This window comes from Streptomyces sp. NPDC001292 (assembly GCF_042896465.1).
In the GTDB taxonomy this organism is placed as follows: Bacteria; Actinomycetota; Actinomycetes; order Streptomycetales; family Streptomycetaceae; genus Streptomyces.
On record NZ_JBIAXG010000024.1, the window covers coordinates 45,019 to 59,874 of the forward strand.

A 14,856-nucleotide genomic window follows, 5' to 3' on the forward strand; every position below is an offset into this window, starting at 1 on the left:
GTCCGGGGGGACCGATCCCACGGCTCCACGGTTGCACACATGCGCAATTCACCGAGTGCCCCCGCGGAGAAGCGCGCCCCGGGCACCCAGGGCGCCACGGCCCGCAGACGTCGGCAGGCCCCGTCGCGGGCCCCGGAACCGGCGCGCCGGTCGCGCGGCGGGCGTTCGGGGTGGTTGTCCGGTCCCAGCGCGGTCGCGCACCGCGCCCTCGCGCGGCTGCGGCGGGCCTGGGACCGGCCGCTCACCGGCTACTACCTGGTGGCGGGCAGTGCGGCGCTGATCGCCGGCCTGGGGCTGGTGATGGTGTTCTCCTCCTCGCAGATCCAGGCGCTGCGCTCCGGCCTGCCGGCGACCTACTATCTGCGCCGGCAGCTCTTGGCCGCGGTGATCGGCGCGGCGCTGGCGCTGCCGGCGGCCCGCATGCCGGTGAAGGCGCACCGGTGGCTGGCCTACCCACTGCTGGCCGGGTCCGTGCTGCTGCTGGCGCTGGTGCAGGTGCCGTCGCTGGGGCGGACCGTCAACGGCAACACCAACTGGCTGGACCTGGGCGGGCCGTTCGTGCTCCAGCCCAGTGAGTTCGCCAAGGTCGCGTTCGTCGTGTGGGGCGCGGACCTGCTGGCCCGCAAGCAGCAGCACAAGCTGCTGGGCCAGTGGAAGCACCTGCTCGTGCCGCTGGTGCCCGGTGCCCTGCTGCTGCTGGGACTGATGATGCTCGGCGGGGACATGGGAACCGCGGTCATCGTGTGCGCCGTGCTGTTCGGTCTGCTGTGGCTGGCCGGTGCGCCCCTGCGGCTCTTCGGGGCCGCCCTGACGGGCGCGGCACTCCTGGCCACCGTACTGATCCTGACCGCCCCGCACCGGGTGTCCCGGTTCGCCTGCCTCGGCGCGAGCGACCCGGGCCCGAACGACCAGTGCTGGCAGGTGGTGCACGGCCTGTACGCGCTGTCGACGGGCGGCCTGTTCGGCAACGGAATCGGCGCCGGCGTGGAGAAGTGGGGCCAACTGCCCGAGCCGCACACCGACTTCATCTTCGCCGTCACCGGGGAGGAACTGGGTCTGCTCGGCACCCTGTCCCTACTGGCCCTGTTCGCCGCGCTGTTCGCGGGCGGCCTGCGCATCGCCACCCGCCGCAACGACCCGTTCGTCCGTCTGGCGACCGGCGGCATCGTCACCTGGCTCGCGGCGCAGGCCTTCATCAACCTCGGCGGTGTGCTGGGGCTGGTGCCCGTCGCGGGCGTACCCCTGCCGCTGTTCTCCTACGGCGGCAGCTCGCTGATCGCCACCCTGTACACGGTCGGGCTCCTGCTCGCCGCCGCCCGCAGCGAACCAGCGGTCCGTACGGCGCTGGACGCCCGTGAACGCCGGCTGCGCTCGGCCCTGCTGCGCCGCCCGGGGCGCCGCCGCTGAGGCGCTGAGGCCGTCCGGACCGCGGCGGTGCCACCAGATCGCCGCGACCGCACCGCCGACCCCGGTCTGAACGAACTCCTCATCGTCAAGGCCCTCCAGCAGGCGACCGGCCTCGGCGTCAGCCGGGTGTCACTGAACTTCGCGATGTTCCGCGGCCTGGCCGCGCTCCAGGCCGAGCCGTTCCTCGACCTGTCCTGGCCCGTCCCCTGGCGGCGCAAGCCCCGGCGGCCGGAGCCCGCGCCCACGGAGGCGAAGCCCGCCGCGTTCGAGCCTCCCGCAGGACCGCCGGTACCCTAGTTGCATGGATGCGCAAGGACAGGTGTGGGACGCCGAGTCGGCGGCCCGGGCGGTGGCGGTGCTCAAGGCGGTGGCCGACCCCTCCCGCTACCGGCTGCTGTGGGCGCTCAGCCACGGTGAACAGCCGGTGAGCGAGCTGGCCCGGATGCTGGGTGCCCATGTGGCCGCGACGTCCCAGCACCTGGCCAGACTCCGGACGGCCGGTCTGGTCACCACGCGCCGGGAGGGCACGCGCATCTACTATCGGGCCGCTGGAGTGCTCCCCTTGCTGGAGGCCGCGCACCTCGCGGGCTCCGACGCCGGCGCCCCGGGAACCGGTGGCCCGGGGACCGGCGGCCCCGGCGGCCCCGGCGGCGAGGAGACCGCACTCGCACCCCGGCGGGCCACCGCCGCCAAGCCGGTGCTCTCGCACCGTCCGGCCCTGGGCGGCACCCCGTGAGCCGGCACCCGGCACGATGACCGCGAGCGGCCCGGGTGCGGCCCGGCGGTCGACGTGCCCCGGAGTCCTCACTGTCAGGCGTCGCGCCGGTTGACCGACCACCAGCCGGCCAGCAGTGCGGCCGTCGCCCACAGCGCCGTCACCGCGAGCCCCGTCCAGGGGCCGAGGCCGCCCGCCGCCTGCTGGTGCAGGACCTGTTGTCCGGCCCGGTCCGGCAGATAGCCGGCGGCGCCCTCTGCGATGTCTCCGACCACGAAGGACACGATCAGGATGAACGGGATGAGCAGGCTGAGCACCGCGACGGCGCTGCGCAGCAGGAAGGTGAGTCCCGCGGCGAACAGGGCCATCAGGGCGAGGTAGATCCCGGCGCCGACGCAGGCCCGCAGCGCTCCCGGTGCGTCGAGGCCGATGGCGTACTCCCCGAGGAACGCCTGGCCCACCAAGAAGGTGGTGAATCCGGTCGCGAGCCCCACGGCGAGGGCGGCGGCACCCACGACCGCCGTTTTGGCCGCGCAGAACAGGGCCCGACGCGGCACGGCCGACAGGGAGATCCGCAGGGCACCGCCCGCGTACTCGGACGAGACGGCGGTGGCGCCGAACGCGATGGCGGCGATCTGCGCGAAGTTGATCGCGTAGAAGGCCCCGAAGAGGAGGTCCTCGCTGCCGTCCGCCTCCGCCCGGCCGACGGTGGAGTAGACGAGCAGGGTGATGGCCAGGGTGGCGGCGAAGACCGCGATGAGCGAGCCGAAGCTCGCCCGCACCGACCTGATCTTGATCCACTCGGAGTGGAGAACGGCAGTGACGGACATGGTCACACCTCCTGCGGGGTGGTCGGGGACGCGGCGGCCGCGGCGGCGAACTCGGCCTCACCCGTGGTGAGGGCGAGATAGGCCTGCTCCAAGGAGGCCCGTTCATCGGTGAGTTCGAGGACCGGGATGCCTTCGCGGGCGGCGACGGCTCCGACCTGCTCGGCTCTGGCGCCTTCGACCACCAGCGGGCCGCCGTCGCCGTCCGCCACCGTGTATCCCTCGGCCAGCAGCACGGCCCGCAGCCGGGCGGGGGCGCCGGCGCGCACCCGGACGCGCGGGTGGCTGTGCTGTTCGATGAAGTCCTCCATGGCGGTGTCGGCGAGGAGCCGGCCCCGGCCGAGGACGACGAGGTGGTCGGCGAAGGCCGCGGTCTCGTTCATCAGGTGGCTGGAGACCAGGACCGTGCGGCCTTCCCGGGCCAGCCGGCGCAGCAACTCGCGGATCCAGACGATCCCTTCGGGGTCGAGGCCGTTGGCGGGTTCGTCCAGCATGAGGACGGGCGGGTCCCCGAGGAGCGCGGCGGCGACGCCGAGGCGCTGGCGCATGCCGAGGGAGAAGGTGCGGATGCGGCGGCGTGCCACGGAGGCGAGACCGGTGTCCTCGAGGACCTCGTCCACGCGGCGGGCCGGGATGCGGTTGCTGACGGCGAGGAAGCTCAGATGGTCGCGGGCGGTGCGGGAACCGTGGGCCGCCTGCGCGTCCAGCAGGGCGCCGACGGTGCGCAGGGGTTCACGCAGGGCCGTGTAGGGGTGGCCGCACACGGTGGCGTAGCCGGCGGTGGGGCGGTCGAGGCCGAGGACGAGCCGCATGGTGGTGGACTTGCCGGCGCCGTTGGGGCCGAGGAACCCGGTGACCCGGCCCGGCTCGATGCTGCACGTCAGACGGTCGACGGCCCGGGTGTCGCCATACTCCTTGGTGAGGCCCCGCACTTGGATGCTGTTCATGGCTTCAGCGTGGCCGTGCGAGCGGGGACTTGGCCTCCCCCGCCGGAGGAGACCCTCTCCCCCGTGCGGGGGAGCAACCAGCCCCGCCCGCTCTGCAAGGATGGCGGCATGCCAGGCCTGCTGTCGCCGCTGACGCGTGCGGTCACCTACACCCGTTGGCTCCACCTGCTGGTGGGGGCGATCGTGCCGATCGTCTGCGCCATGGTCTACCCGGGCCTGGTCGACCCGACGCCCGGCGACTGGGCACTGATCGCGGTCCTTCCTGTCCCGTTGGTCCTGGCCGCGGCCCTGGCACCCTCGATGCGCCGTGCGGAGGGGCTCCAGGCGCGGCTGATGCTGTTCCCCGGGCCGCACGCACGGGTGAGGAGCGACGAGGATCCGGGTGTCTCCGCCGCGCCGTCCGCCTCGTGGACCGACCGGGCCAGAACGGGTGCCTGGATGGTGCTGCGCATGGAGGCGGGACTCGCGGTCGCCCTGGTGTCGGGCCAGTTGATGGCGCTCTCGCTGTCGCTCACCGGAGCGGCCGCCGGGGATCCCGACACGGCCGACCCGCTTCTGGAGGTTCCGGGGACCGGCTGGGGGTACGCCCTCCTCGTGCCGGTGCCCGTGCTGGTGCTGCTCGCGGTGGTCGCCGCGGCGGGCTCCCTCATGGCGCAGGCCGCCCGCCGCCTGCTCGGGCCGTCGGTCAGGGAGCGTCTGTCGGAGCTGGAGGAGCGCACCGAGCGTCTACTGGAACGCAACCGGATCGCGCAGGAGTTGCACGACTCCCTCGGCCACGCGCTGACGCTGGCCGTGGTCCAGGCGGGTGCCGCCCGGGCGGCCGCCGACCCGGAGTTCACCGACCGGGCGCTGGAGGCCATCGAGGAGACCGGCCGGGCCGCCCTGGAGGACCTGGAACAGGTGCTGCTCATGCTGCGGGACACAGGACGGCCGGCCGGCCCCCGTCCCGCTCTCGGCCAGGCGGACCGGTTGCTGGAATCGGCGCGTTCCTCGGGCGCGCGGGTCGACGCCGAGGTGACCGGGCCGTTGGAGGACGTGCCCGGGCCCATCTCCCGCGAGGGCTACCGGATGCTCCAGGAGGCGCTCACCAACGTGCTGCGGCACGCGGGACCCGTCGACGTGCGCGTGCGCATCGCCGTGGAGCAGGCACGGCTGCGGCTGGAGGTGCGCAATCCGCTGGCCGGGGCGGCCTCGGCGGCCGGCGCGGGTGGCGGCCGCGGGCTGCGCGGGATCCGGGAGCGGGCGGCGCTGCTCGGCGGCGAGGCCCGGGCGGGGCAGGACGGCGGCTGGTGGCAGGTGCGCGTCGACCTGCCGCTGCGGTGATCTACGCTGACCGGATGCCGATCACTGTTCTCCTGGTCGACGACGAGCCGCTCGTACGGGCGGGCCTGCGCGCCGTGCTGGAGGCGCAGCCGGACATCGAGGTGGTGGGCGAGGCGGCCGACGGGGCCGCCGTGATCCCCCTGGTGCGGCAACTGCGTCCCGACGTCGTGGCCATGGACGTGCGGATGCCGCTGATGGACGGCATCGAGGCCACTCGGGCCGTGCTGCGCACGGTGCCGGACCCCCCGAAGATCGTGGTGGTGACGACCTTCGAGAACGACGAGTACGTGTACGGGGCGCTGCGCGCGGGCGCCGACGGCTTCCTGCTCAAGCGGGCGCGGCCGGCGGAGATCGTGCACGCCGTACGGCTGGTGGCCGCGGGTGACTCCCTGCTGTTCCCGGCGGCGCTGCGGGAGTTGGCCGCCCGGTACGGCGAGGACCACGGCAACGCCGCGGCCCGGACGGCCATGGAGCGGGCCGCGCTGACCGAACGGGAAGGGCAGGTGCTGCGCCTCATGGCGCGCGGCCTGTCGAACGCGGAGATCGCCGCGCGCCTGGTGGTGGGGACCGAGACCGTGAAGTCCCATGTGAGTTCCGTGCTGGCGAAACTCGGCGCGCGCGATCGCACGCAGGCGGTCATCGCGGCCTACGAGTCCGGTTTCGTCGCCCCGGGTTGACCCTCGGCGCGTGGAGATCGCCGTGGAGGGCTCGGCACTCGCGCACCCTAGATCCTGCTCTCCGTCGCCGTGTCCGACGACAGGCGCTGGGCGATGTAGATCGGGATGACGGAGAGCAGGACCAGTACGGCCGCCACCACGTTCACCACGGGGGCCTGCTGGGGTCTGGTCATGTTGTTGAAGATCCAGATGGGCAGGGTCTCGACGCCGGGTCCTGCGGTGAAGGTGGTGACCACGATCTCGTCGAAGGACAGGGCGAAGGCGAGCAGGCCGCCGGCGAACAGCGCCGAGCGCACCAGCGGGAAGGTGACGTCGGCGAAGGCGCGGAAGGTGTTCGCCCCGAGGTCCATCGCCGCCTCCTCGTACGAGCCGGAGGTGCGGCGCAGCCGGGCCACGACGTTGTTGAAGACGACGACGACGCAGAAGGTGGCGTGCCCGACGACCACGGTGAACAGGCCGAGGCCGACACCGAGCGGCCGGAGCACCGTGGAGAAGGCGGAGTTCAGGGCGATGCCGGTGACGATGCCGGGCAGCGCGATCGGCAGCACGACCACGAAGGAGAGGGTGTCGCGGCCGAAGAAGCGGTGCCGGGCTACCGCGAAGGCGATGAGCGTCCCGAGGACCAGGGCGATCGCGGTGGCGCCCAGGCCCGCCTTCACCGAGACCCAGACGGCGCCGCGCGCCCCCGAGTTGTCCCAGGCCACCGACCACCAGTGCAGGGTCAGGCCGGGCGGCGGCCAACTGGCGCTGCGGTCCGGGTTGAGGGAGTTGACGAGGACCAGCAGGAGCGGGACGTAGATCACCGCGAAGCCGAAGGCGGCGGCGACGCGCAGCGCGATGCGCGCGCCACGGGAGAGCTGCATGACGTGGTACACCCCCCTGGGAAGGCTGCCGAGGACGGTCAGAGGCTGCTGAGGGCGCCCGTGCGCCGCATCGCCAGCAGATAGAGCACGATGACGAAGACGGGTACCGTGCCGAGCGCGGCGGCCATGGGCAGGTTGAGTTCGATGTTGGAGTAGACGAGGTTGCCGATCAGCTGCGTCTTGCCGCCGACGATCTGCACGGTGATGTAGTCGCCGAGGCTGAGCGAGAAGGTGAAGACCGACCCGGCGGCGACCGCCGGCAGCACCATCGGCAGCACCACCGACCGGAAGGTGCGCCAGGGGCGCGCCCCGAGGTCGGCGGACGCGTCGACCAGGTTGGCCGGCAACTGCTCCAGCGCGGTGTGGATCGGCAGGATCATGTACGGCAGCCAGAGATAGGTCAGGGTGAGGAGGGCGGCCGGCAGGCCGAAACCGGGGCCGCTCAGCCCGAACGGCTTCAGCATCCAGTCCGCGAGCCCGCCCTGGGACAGGATCAGCCGCCAGGCGTACACCTTCACCAGGTAACTCGCCCACAGCGGGGTGAGGATGGCGACCACGAGCAGGGGGCGCCACCGGGGCCGGGCGACGCGCGCGGTGCAGAAGGCGAGCGGGAAGGCGATCACCGCGCACAGGGCGGTGACCGCCAGGGCCACGCCGACGCTGCGCAGGATCACCTGGTGGAAGACGGAGGTCGTCAGCAGCGTACGGAAGTTGTCCACCGACCAGACCTTCACGACCTCGGACGTGAAGGAGTTCGTCGTCCAGAAGGCGGAGAGGAACAGCACGGTGAGCGAGCCGAGGTACAGCACGGCCAGCCACATCAGCGGGGCGGTCAGCAGCAGGGAGAGGCGCAGCCGGGGGCGGCGGTGCAGCATCCCGGCCAGCCGCCGGGCGGTGGCTCTGGAGCCCTGTCGTCCGGCGGCCTGGGCGGTGACGGTCATGGTTCAGCCCTTGATCTCGGTCCAGGCCTGCACCCACTTGGCGTACGGCACGCATGTGACGTCCGTACGGCCGTCCAGGCACTGCGGGATCGGCGTGTTCCAGAAGGCGACCCGCTTCCAGTAGGCGGTGTCGGCCGCGTGGTAGGTGGCGCAGAAGTTCTTGTCGCTGGTCTGCTCGCAGGCCTTGGCGTTGGCGGGGGCCTCGCCGAAGTACTCGGCCACCTGGGCGTTGACCTTCGGGGAGACGATCCAGTCCAGCCACTTGTAGGCGCAGTTGGGGTGCTTGGCCTTGGCGGAGATCATCCAGGTGTCGGACCAGCCGGTAGCGCCCTCCTTCGGCACGAACGCCTTCACCTTGGCGCCCTCGGAGGCGGCGAGGTTCACGATGACCTGCCAGGTGGTGCCGACCAGGGAGTCCCCGCTCTTGAAGGCGGAGACCTCCTTGAGGTAGTCGCCCCAGTACTCGCCGACGTCGGCGTTCTGCTTCTTCAGCAGGGCGACGGCGGCGTCGAACTGCTTCTGGTCGAGCGCGTACGGGTCCTTGATCTTCAACTCGGGCCTGGTGGCCTTGAGATACAGGGCGGCGTCGGCGATGTAGATGGGCGAGTCGTAGGCCGTGACGTGGCCCTTGTACTTCGCGGCGTCGTCGAAGACGGCCGACCAGGAGGTGGGCGCGGGCCGCACCTTCTCGGTGTTGTACATCAGCAGGTTGGCGCCGCGGCCGTGCGGGATGCCGTAGGCCTTGCCCTTGACGGAGTTCCAGGCCTGCATCTTCAGGTCGTCGAAGACGTCCGTGTAGTTCGGCACGAGGGCGGTGTTCACGGGGGCGGCGTCGCCGGAGGCGATCAGGCGCAGGGAGGCGTCGCCGGAGGCGGACACGGTGTCGTACTCCCCCGTCTTCATCAGCTTGACCATCTCGTCGGAGCTGGCCGCGACCTTGGAGCGGACCTGGCAGCCGGTCCGTTTCTCGAAGTCGCTGACCCAGTCGGCCTTCGGGTCGTTGGAGCCGTCCTCGACGTAGCCGGCCCAGGCGATCACGTTGACCCGGCCCTCGGTCTTGCCGAGTTCGGACTGCGCCTTGAGGTCGGGAGGGTTGAGGCCGGTCGCGGAGGTGCCGCTCCCCGAGCCGGAGGAGCCGCATGCGGTGGCGGCGAGCAGCAGCGTGAGGGCGGCCGCGGTCTGAAGGGTTCGGGTCAGGCGCACGACGTACTCCATGGGTGAGGGGGGCGGTGGTGCTCAGCGGGCGTCGGGGACCTGGACGGCGTGGCGCCGGTGCCAGGTCAGCCGTACGCGGGTGCCGCGGTAGGCGGCGACGTCCTCGGCGGAGGTCTCCAGGTTCTGCTGGAGTGCGGTGAGGCGGCCGCCGGTGTCGAGGTCGACCAGGAAGCGGGTGGAGTCGCCCAGGTAGACGACCTCGGCGACGGTGCCCGTGACGGTCGCCTGCGCGGGCTCGTCGACGACGGCGGACTCCTTCAGCACGCGGATCTTCTCCGGCCGGATGCTGTGCGTTCCTGGGATGCCGAGGATCCGCCGGGCCGACTCGCCCTGGAGCAGGTTGGAGGTGCCGACGAAGGACGCGACGAAGGGGGTCGCCGGGCGTTCGTAGATCTCGGCGGGGGTGCCGACCTGCTCGATGCGGCCCTGGTGGAAGACGGCGATGCGGTCGCTCATCGTCAGGGCCTCCTCCTGGTCGTGGGTGACGAACACGAAGGTGATGCCGACCTCGCGCTGGAGCGCCTTGAGTTCGACCTGCATCTGCTCGCGCAGCTTGAGGTCGAGGGCGCCGAGCGGTTCGTCAAGGAGCAGGACGCGGGGACGGCCGACCAGGGCGCGGGCGAGAGCGACGCGCTGGCGCTGGCCGCCGGAGAGTTCGGCCGGGCGCCGTCCGCCGTAGCCCTCGAGGCGCACCTCGGCGAGGGCCTTGCGGGCGCGGACGAGCCGTTCGGCCCTGGGCACCTTGCGGATCTTCAGGGCGTAGCCGACGTTCTGCTCGACGGTCATGTGCGGGAAGAGGGCGTAGTCCTGGAAGACGGTGTGGACGTCCCGTTCGAAGGGGGCGAGGCCGGTGACCTCCTGCCCGGCGAGTTCCACGCGGCCCGCGTCGGGGGCCTCGAAACCCGCGATCAGACGCAGGACCGTGGTCTTGCCCGAGCCGGAGGGGCCGAGCATCGAGAAGAACTCCCCGTCCCGGATCTCCAGGTCGATCCCGGCCACGGCGGTCGTCTCCCCGAACGTCCTGCGCAGGCCCTGAAGCCGGACGGCAACTCCCTTCATGCGGAACCCTTCTGACGCTCGTGAACGTTGAGCGGAAACATATGAAGTCATACTTCAAAGCTCAAGACCGCCTTTGGGTAAAACTTGGGTCAACTGGCAAGGTGGTGGCCGTGAAGCAGGGACACGTCGAGAACGGGGCCGGGAGCCCGCGCGGGACGGTGGACGCGGGTGAAGCCGGTACCCGCAGAGTCGTCTTCGCGCCGGTGGAGAGCCGTGCGCGGGTGGACGCGGTGGTGCGCAGGATCGGCGACGCCATCGAGCTCGGGCTGCTCGCCCAGGGGGAACAGCTGCCTGGCGAGAGCGAACTGGCCGGGCAACTGGGTGTGTCCACGGTGACCCTGCGGGAGGCACTGATGGCGCTGCGGCAGCAGGGTCTGGTCACCACCCGGCGGGGGCGCGGCGGCGGCAGTTTCGTCTCCCTTCCCGAACTTCCGGGTGAGGAACGGCTGAAGACCCGGCTGCGCGGCTGGAGCACGGAGGAGCTGCGCGACCTCAGCGACCACTGGGCCGCCCTGTCGGGCGCGGCGGCCGGACTGGCGGCGGAGCGTACCGAACCCGGCGACCTGGGGCGGCTTCTGCGTACCGTCGAGGAGTTGGCGGGGGCCGAGGACGCGGCGGCCCGCAGCCGGGTCTACGGACGGTTCCATGTGGAACTGGCGGCGGCCGCGCAGTCCGCCCGGCTCACCCGGGAGCAGATAGCGCTCCAGACGGAGGTCGGTGTGCTGCTGTGCCTGGTGCTCGGCGACGACGAATATCGTGAAGAAGTCGCAGATCGTCATCGCGCCGTCGTCTCCGCCGTGCAGGATGGGGCCCGTGATCCGGCCCGTACGCTGGCCGAGCGGTGCGTCCAGGAGTCGGCGACGCGACTCATCGCCGTGCGGCTGGGCCTCTGACGACGCGGCGTCCGGCCCTGTCCGCTGGAGGACGCCATGAGCACGAGCCGCGTACGTGCCGGGGCGGCGACCGCGACGCGCGAGGCGTGCGCCGAGGAACGCGTCGCCGCGCGGGTGGGCCGCACGCTGGAGGCGGTCTTCGACGCGGTCGCCGAGATCCGCGCCGAGACGGCGGATCTGCTGACACGGGTGGTCGCCGAGGGGCGCGTACCGGCGAGCGCCGACCTCGCCGCGCTGCGGCCGGGGCTGCATCTGCGGCTGGGCCGCGAGGAGCTCGTGTCGGGGGCCGGTTTCGTCGCCGCGCCGGGGCTGCTGGCCGACGTGCCGGCCTGGCTGGAGTGGTGGCAGTGCACCGCGCGGGGGGACGTGCGGCCGCTGCTGCTCGACCTGGACCCGCGGCAGTCGGCGTACTCGGACTACACCCACTGGGACTGGTTCGCCCTGCCCCGTGCCACCGGGCTGCGGGCCGTGGCCGGGCCCTACGTGGACTACCTGTGCTCCGACGAGTACAGCCTGACCCTGTCCGCGCCGGTGCGGGTGGCGGGCCGGTTCGCGGGGGTGGCCGCGGCCGATGTGTATCTACGGCACTTCGAGTCGGCCGTACTCCCCCTGCTGCGCGAACTGCCCGCCCCCGCCCACCTGGTGAACGCCCGGGGCCGAGTGGCGGCCTCCACCGACCCGGCCCATCTGGCCGGCTCCCTGACCAGGGGCCCGGACTTCTCGGCGGTCCTGGACCTCGGCCGCCCCAGAACCCACGGCGGAAGCCACCTGCTGCCCTGCCGGGGCATACCACTGATCCTGGTGGTCACGGCCGCGTGACCGGGAAGGGACCCAGGGCGACAGGCGCCCGGATTCCCGCGCCCGGCGGCCGCGGCTGCCCCGACCGAAGCGGCCACCGGACCCGGTGCCGCCGCACGGCCCACGCCGGGTGGGGCGCTCCCCCACGCCCCCGGCGGACGACCGAAGCCCGGCCCCGGCCCGCCACGGCCACCGGTCCCCGACGACCACCGCACGGCACCCGCCGGGACGGAGCGCTCCACCCGGGCGGGCGGACGAAACCTCGCCGGGACCGCAGCCGCACCCTCGGCGGGCGTGGCACGCCTCCGCCGGGGGCAAGGCGCGGGGTCGCCGGTCGTCCTCGTTGCGGCGCGCCAGCACTCCCGGGCCGAGACCGCGCGCCCATGTGGCCGGACGGACGGCAGGTCCGCCCGGCCTGCGCCGCACGGGCGCAGGACAGCGGGCCTCCCGAAGCAAGTCCAGGCCCGAAGGACGGGCGAAACCTCACCCGGGCCACCATCGGACCCGGAGGTCGCCGCACGGCTCCCCCGGGGCAGGAGGCCGCTCGTCCCCGTGGGAGCAGGGGCGGCCCGGCGCCGCCGGCGACCTGAACGCCGACGGTGCCGGGTCAGCCCTCCGGGGCCGAGACCACGCTCAGGTGGCCGGCCGGACGGCGGGCCCGCGGCCCGCGCCGGACGGGCGCGGGACGGCGGGCCTCGCGGAGCACCAGGGTGAGGCGGGTGTAGCCGAGGTCCTGGAGGGTCGCCGGGGTCTCCTCGATGATGCGGCACTCGGTGGCGCCCCAGCGCGGGTCGGGGTGCAGCACGGGACGCACCGCGCCGTCCGACACCACCGCAGTCTCGCCGACCGCGCGGAGCCAGTGCGGCAGGCCCTGCCGGTAGGCGGCCTCCATGATGGGGTCCTCGGCGATGTCCTGAAGGATGGCCTGGAGTCCGTGGTCGTGGCCACTGCGCTCCACCGTGGCGGCGAAGTGCGCCAGCATCGGCAGGCACCAGCGGGACTCGTGCTCGCCGAGGACCGTACCCGCGTCCGGGTGGAACAGGACGAACCGGAGGAAGTTGTCGCCCGGCATGGCCGTCGGATGCGGCCCGACGCCACGGAAGAGTGACGTGAAAGCGCTGTTGGTCAGGACCACGTCCCAGGCGTGGTCGACGACGAGGGACGGGAAGGGGACGGCCTCCAGGAACGTGGTGTAGTCCCGGAGGTAGGCCTGCGCCTCGGAACGAACGGGGACGGACCGCGGCGCCGGCCGCTGCCCTCCTGCCTGATGTGCCATCGGGAGGTCACCCCTCTTGCCTCTGCGGCCTTCACGCGGCGCCTTGATCCTGCTTCTCATCCATGAAGGTGTCAACTATCGTGGCATTCCATGCGGGTTGACGGCTGAAATTGGCCACAGTTGTGGCGAGACCTGGATGCGAGTTCGAACGACCGGTTACTCTCCGGGCAGTTCACGGCACCCCGCCATTGTGAGAAGCCTGTGAGAGACGTAGGAGATCTGTCGGTGACGGATGGCATCGAGGATCCGGGCGCCACGGCCTCGGCCGCGCTGCCGGCCGTCGTCGCACGCGTCACCGCGCTGGCCGACCGGCTCGGCGTGCCCCAGGCGGAGGTCTTCGACGTCGGCCGGCTGTCCTCGGCCTGCGGCGTGCCGGAGCCCGTGGTCAGGACCCTGCTCGGCGGCCGGTGCGCGGGCGAGCCGGACGTGCAGGCCCGTTTCCTGCAACGGCTCGACCTGCTGCGCCGCACCCGGCTCAAGCCCAACGGGCGCCGCTACACCCAGCAGGAGATCGCCGACGGCGCGGGTATGTCGCGGCAGCAGGCGGGCGCCCTCATCAACGGCGACCGGCGCCCCACCATGGAGCACTGCGACGCCATCCAGCGCTTCTTCCGGGTGCACGCCGGATTCCTCACCGCCGAGGACCCCGAGGCCCTCGCGGGAACCCTTCAGCACACCGAGCAGGAACTCCTCCAGCGGCTCGCCGACCGCGAGCGGGATGCGGACACGGCCGCCGACGACCCGCTGGAGCGGCTGCTCCAGGACCACGGCGTGCGCGGGATCGCCTGGCGGGCCGCACAGCTGCCCACCGACCAGCACCGCGACAAGGTCGCCGAGTGGCTGGACATGCTTCTGGAGAGCGTCAAGCGGCCCGAGTCGTGATGCTGGGGAGGCGCGTGCGTATCGGCAGGGACATGCGCCGGCTGTGCGCCGAACTGGTCGGCGAGGTGACGTTGCCGGCGCCGGCCCGGCCCGCCGACCTGTACGCCGCGCTGTGCGAGGCGATGAGCCGGCGCCGCGGGCGGCCGGTCCGCTTCCGTACGGCCGCCTTTCCGCCCGGCACCGCCAGCGGCCTGTGGCTCGACATGACCGACCAGGACCTGGTCCTCGTCGAGGAACGCACAGCCCCTGACCACCAGTTGGTGATCCTCGGCCACGAGCTGTGGCACATGCAGGCCGGACACCACGGCCATCACGTGGACGGTGTCGGGGTCGCCGCGCGCCTGCTCGACGACGGCGCGGATCTCCAGGCAGCCGTGCGCCGGGCCGCCGCGCGCAGCCGGTTCGACCTCGCCGAGGAGGAGGCGGCGGAGAGCTTCGGTCTGCTGCTGGCCAGCAAGTGCCGCACATGGCTCGCGGGTTCGTCCCTGCGCGGGAGGGTGCAGCGCGACCATCTGGCCGGGCGGATCGAGGCGTCCCTCGGCTACCTCGGGCGGCGGGTGGAGGATGACGGCCCGGGCAGGAACCGGCCGTAGGCACGGAAGGCCCCGGGGCGTGCGGGGTCTTGCGGGGCGTCCGCGGTCCGACTCGCCTGAGCTGAGTGGGCGAACCGGCGCGGAGCGCGGGGGCATTGTCAGTGGTGGGCGGCAAGCTGGAGCACGCGCCACCGCCGTGCGGAGGCGCCGTGCGCCGTCCGGGCGACCGGGCGCGTGACCGTGTGACGCCGAAACCGGGGAGAGCGACCATGCCCACCGCCGTACTGACCGACCACGAACGCACCGCCGTCCAGGCCTATCTCAGGCTCCTGCACACGGTACGCGCCGCCTTCGACAGCCCTCCGGGCGGCGTCCGCCCACCGGTCGTCCCGCCCTCCGTGCTCGCCGAGGCGGAACACGCGCTGGCCCGGGCCGGCCTGACGGGCAACGAGGAGGCCTTCTTCAGGCTCCTGCACAGCTGGTGCCCGGGGCCTTGACCC

At 72.8% G+C, this 14,856-nt stretch carries 16 protein-coding genes and 1 pseudogene; 10 read left to right on the forward strand and 7 right to left on the reverse strand.

Annotated features, from left to right (window positions below; all coding sequences use genetic code 11):
* Positions 1–39 precede the first annotated feature (39 nt).
* The 3 genes and pseudogenes from ftsW to ACFY4A_RS24025 all read left to right on the forward strand — a co-directional run bounded on the left by ftsW (position 40) and on the right by ACFY4A_RS24025 (position 2,143).
* Positions 40–1,407 carry a putative lipid II flippase FtsW gene (ftsW, locus tag ACFY4A_RS24015; RefSeq protein ID WP_390831397.1) on the forward strand — a complete coding sequence of 456 codons (1,368 nt, stop codon included), beginning with the start codon at positions 40–42 and terminating at the stop codon, positions 1,405–1,407.
* A 39-nt stretch (positions 1,408–1,446) separates the two neighbouring features.
* Positions 1,447–1,704, forward strand: a pseudogene (locus tag ACFY4A_RS24020) (phosphatidylglycerol lysyltransferase domain-containing protein); the annotation flags it as partial.
* A 4-nt stretch (positions 1,705–1,708) separates the two neighbouring features.
* Positions 1,709–2,143, forward strand: coding sequence for an ArsR/SmtB family transcription factor (locus ACFY4A_RS24025; protein ID WP_390831398.1), 435 nt, complete (start codon positions 1,709–1,711; stop codon positions 2,141–2,143).
* 74 nt (positions 2,144–2,217) lie between these two features.
* Here the strand turns inward: ACFY4A_RS24025 and ACFY4A_RS24030 are convergent, their stop codons facing one another.
* Positions 2,218–2,952 (reverse strand): ABC transporter permease, encoded by a 735-nt coding sequence (locus tag ACFY4A_RS24030; protein ID WP_390831399.1) that lies wholly within the window; start codon positions 2,950–2,952, stop codon positions 2,218–2,220.
* A 2-nt stretch (positions 2,953–2,954) separates the two neighbouring features.
* On the reverse strand, positions 2,955–3,896 hold the full coding sequence (locus tag ACFY4A_RS24035; RefSeq protein WP_390831400.1) for an ABC transporter ATP-binding protein: 942 nt from the start codon (positions 3,894–3,896) through the stop codon (positions 2,955–2,957).
* Between the two features lie 108 nt (positions 3,897–4,004).
* Here ACFY4A_RS24035 and ACFY4A_RS24040 point away from each other — a divergent pair, with 108 nt between their 5' ends.
* Positions 4,005–5,219: a sensor histidine kinase gene (locus ACFY4A_RS24040; RefSeq protein WP_390831401.1), complete on the forward strand. Its 1,215-nt coding sequence runs from the start codon at positions 4,005–4,007 to the stop codon at positions 5,217–5,219.
* Positions 5,220–5,233: 14 nt separating this feature from the next.
* Positions 5,234–5,896, forward strand: a complete 663-nt coding sequence (locus ACFY4A_RS24045) for a response regulator transcription factor (protein WP_225077790.1) — start codon at positions 5,234–5,236, stop codon at positions 5,894–5,896.
* A 47-nt stretch (positions 5,897–5,943) separates the two neighbouring features.
* On the opposite strand, the gene ACFY4A_RS24050 is transcribed toward ACFY4A_RS24045, so the two are convergent.
* Genes ACFY4A_RS24050 through ACFY4A_RS24065 form a run of 4 tightly spaced genes read right to left on the reverse strand, consistent with a single transcriptional unit; the run spans position 5,944 to position 9,974 of the window.
* On the reverse strand, positions 5,944–6,759 hold the full coding sequence (locus ACFY4A_RS24050; protein ID WP_390831402.1) for an ABC transporter permease: 816 nt from the start codon (positions 6,757–6,759) through the stop codon (positions 5,944–5,946).
* A gap of 38 nt (positions 6,760–6,797) precedes the next feature.
* Entirely contained in the window at positions 6,798–7,700 is a 903-nt protein-coding gene (locus ACFY4A_RS24055) for an ABC transporter permease (RefSeq protein WP_390831403.1), read from the reverse strand.
* 3 nt (positions 7,701–7,703) lie between these two features.
* Positions 7,704–8,903, reverse strand: a complete 1,200-nt coding sequence (locus ACFY4A_RS24060; protein WP_390831404.1) for an ABC transporter substrate-binding protein — start codon at positions 8,901–8,903, stop codon at positions 7,704–7,706.
* Positions 8,904–8,936: 33 nt separating this feature from the next.
* A complete protein-coding gene (locus ACFY4A_RS24065; RefSeq protein ID WP_390831405.1) occupies positions 8,937–9,974 on the reverse strand; it encodes an ABC transporter ATP-binding protein in 1,038 nt (345 codons plus the stop codon).
* Between the two features lie 101 nt (positions 9,975–10,075).
* Between ACFY4A_RS24065 and ACFY4A_RS24070 the strand changes: the two genes are divergently transcribed.
* Together ACFY4A_RS24070 and ACFY4A_RS24075 are read left to right on the forward strand one after the other, a co-directional pair.
* Positions 10,076–10,867 (forward strand): FadR/GntR family transcriptional regulator, encoded by a 792-nt coding sequence (locus ACFY4A_RS24070; protein ID WP_390831406.1) that lies wholly within the window; start codon positions 10,076–10,078, stop codon positions 10,865–10,867.
* Positions 10,868–10,903: 36 nt separating this feature from the next.
* Positions 10,904–11,686, forward strand: a complete 783-nt coding sequence (locus tag ACFY4A_RS24075) for a cache domain-containing protein (RefSeq protein ID WP_390831407.1) — start codon at positions 10,904–10,906, stop codon at positions 11,684–11,686.
* A 586-nt stretch (positions 11,687–12,272) separates the two neighbouring features.
* Here the strand turns inward: ACFY4A_RS24075 and ACFY4A_RS24080 are convergent.
* Positions 12,273–12,941, reverse strand: coding sequence for a hypothetical protein (locus ACFY4A_RS24080; RefSeq protein WP_390831408.1), 669 nt, complete (start codon positions 12,939–12,941; stop codon positions 12,273–12,275).
* A 225-nt stretch (positions 12,942–13,166) separates the two neighbouring features.
* Between ACFY4A_RS24080 and ACFY4A_RS24085 the strand changes: the two genes are divergently transcribed.
* The 3 genes from ACFY4A_RS24085 (at position 13,167) to ACFY4A_RS24095 (ending at position 14,853) form a co-directional block, all read left to right on the forward strand.
* Positions 13,167–13,823 (forward strand): helix-turn-helix domain-containing protein, encoded by a 657-nt coding sequence (locus ACFY4A_RS24085; protein WP_390831409.1) that lies wholly within the window; start codon positions 13,167–13,169, stop codon positions 13,821–13,823.
* 32 nt (positions 13,824–13,855) lie between these two features.
* Positions 13,856–14,416, forward strand: coding sequence for a toxin-antitoxin system, toxin component (locus ACFY4A_RS24090; protein ID WP_390831472.1), 561 nt, complete (start codon positions 13,856–13,858; stop codon positions 14,414–14,416).
* Between the two features lie 209 nt (positions 14,417–14,625).
* Positions 14,626–14,853 carry a hypothetical protein gene (locus ACFY4A_RS24095; RefSeq protein ID WP_390831410.1) on the forward strand — a complete coding sequence of 76 codons (228 nt, stop codon included), beginning with the start codon at positions 14,626–14,628 and terminating at the stop codon, positions 14,851–14,853.
* Positions 14,854–14,856: the final 3 nt, after the last annotated feature.

Bases quoted from the DNA above. Each gene is read 5' to 3' on its own strand.
- ftsW (WP_390831397.1), top strand. From the start codon at position 40: ATGCGCAATTCACCGAGTGCCCCCGCGGAGAAGCGCGCCCCGGGCACC.
- ACFY4A_RS24025 (WP_390831398.1), top strand. From the start codon at position 1,709: ATGGATGCGCAAGGACAGGTGTGGGACGCCGAGTCGGCGGCCCGGGCG.
- ACFY4A_RS24030 (WP_390831399.1), bottom strand. From the start codon at position 2,952: ATGTCCGTCACTGCCGTTCTCCACTCCGAGTGGATCAAGATCAGGTCG.
- ACFY4A_RS24035 (WP_390831400.1), bottom strand. From the start codon at position 3,896: ATGAACAGCATCCAAGTGCGGGGCCTCACCAAGGAGTATGGCGACACC.
- ACFY4A_RS24040 (WP_390831401.1), top strand. From the start codon at position 4,005: ATGCCAGGCCTGCTGTCGCCGCTGACGCGTGCGGTCACCTACACCCGT.
- ACFY4A_RS24045 (WP_225077790.1), top strand. From the start codon at position 5,234: ATGCCGATCACTGTTCTCCTGGTCGACGACGAGCCGCTCGTACGGGCG.
- ACFY4A_RS24050 (WP_390831402.1), bottom strand. From the start codon at position 6,759: ATGCAGCTCTCCCGTGGCGCGCGCATCGCGCTGCGCGTCGCCGCCGCC.
- ACFY4A_RS24055 (WP_390831403.1), bottom strand. From the start codon at position 7,700: ATGACCGTCACCGCCCAGGCCGCCGGACGACAGGGCTCCAGAGCCACC.
- ACFY4A_RS24065 (WP_390831405.1), bottom strand. From the start codon at position 9,974: ATGAAGGGAGTTGCCGTCCGGCTTCAGGGCCTGCGCAGGACGTTCGGG.
- ACFY4A_RS24075 (WP_390831407.1), top strand. From the start codon at position 10,904: ATGAGCACGAGCCGCGTACGTGCCGGGGCGGCGACCGCGACGCGCGAG.
- ACFY4A_RS24080 (WP_390831408.1), bottom strand. From the start codon at position 12,941: ATGGCACATCAGGCAGGAGGGCAGCGGCCGGCGCCGCGGTCCGTCCCC.
- ACFY4A_RS24090 (WP_390831472.1), top strand. From the start codon at position 13,856: ATGCGCCGGCTGTGCGCCGAACTGGTCGGCGAGGTGACGTTGCCGGCG.
- ACFY4A_RS24095 (WP_390831410.1), top strand. From the start codon at position 14,626: ATGCCCACCGCCGTACTGACCGACCACGAACGCACCGCCGTCCAGGCC.